Raw genomic sequence first — 1099 nt, forward strand, 5'->3', positions numbered from 1 at the left:
CAGAAACCGCATGTTGAGTTATGGTGTTGACGGCGACGGCGCCGTCGCCGTCAAGGTCGTGGTGACCGGCCTGGAGGTCGAGACCTTGTCCTACGGGCGGATCGGCGAGCTGGGCGTGCGGGACGCCCTGGCCGGCGACCTGGACCTGGTCCGGGTCCAGCCGCAGCCCTCGGGCACTCATTCGGCCCGGGTGGTGCTGACACCGGAGGCAGAGGAGCGGCTGGGCGGGCCGGCCTGGTTCTCCTACGCGGTGGCCGACCGGATCGTCGGCCCGCTGTACCCGCTCTACCGCGAACCGCCCCGCCATTCGGTGGAGGTGCGGAGCTAAAGTTGCGTCGATTCGTGCGTCGCTTCATAGTGAGAACGGTTGCGGCGGCACGCCGGACCCGGGACGCGCGGAGGTGGCGATATGTCGAAGGTCGGACGGCGGACATTGCTCAAGGCGGTGGGAGCGGCCGGCACGGCCGGATGGCTGGCCGCATGCTCGTCCGGCGATGACGACGCGAAAGGTGGCGCGGCCGGCAGCGGCCCGCTGACCGGCAGCGCGAGGTTCACCACCTGGGCCAACGACCAGGAGGCGGCCGCGTTCAAGAAGCTCGCCGCCGACTTCAAGGCCGCCCGCGGCGCCGAGATCAAGATCGAGGTTCTTCCGTACGACCAGATCCGCACGGTCGTCGACCGGCAGCTGCAGGCCAACCAGGCGCCCGACCTGTTCCGCGTCTCCTACACCGATGTCGGCAGCTACGCCTCGAACGGGGTGCTCGCCGATCTCAGCGACCACCTGGACGACTCCTTCGGCGACGCGTTCCTGCCGGCCTTGTGGTCGGCGGTGCAGTCCGACGGCAAGCCCTTCGGCGTGCCCCACCACACCGACACCTCGGCGCTGGTCTACAACAAGGCGCACTTCGCCAAGGCCGGGATCACCTCCGTGCCGACCTCGCTCGATCAGGCGTGGACGTGGGAGCAGTTCACCGACGTGCTGCGCAAGCTCAAGGCCGCCAACCCGGGCGTCGCGCCGTTCGCCTTCAACTACCAGCTGTTCGGCGCGTACCGCTGGTTCAACACCCTCAACCAGGCCGGCGGCACCCTGCTGGACGAC

At 69.3% G+C, this 1099-nt stretch carries 2 protein-coding genes; both read left to right on the forward strand.

The genetic code is table 11. The annotated features are described in order from the left end of the window. Positions 1 to 328: hypothetical protein (locus AB0M20_RS45230; RefSeq protein WP_364307817.1), on the forward strand; the 328-nt coding region annotated here is incomplete at its 5' end. 81 nt (positions 329 to 409) lie between these two features. Then, positions 410 to 1099 (forward strand): extracellular solute-binding protein (locus tag AB0M20_RS45235; protein ID WP_364307819.1); only part of this gene is annotated, 690 nt, incomplete at its 3' end.

This window comes from Actinoplanes sp. NPDC051633 (genome assembly GCF_040681735.1).
Classification (GTDB): domain Bacteria; phylum Actinomycetota; class Actinomycetes; order Mycobacteriales; family Micromonosporaceae; genus Actinoplanes.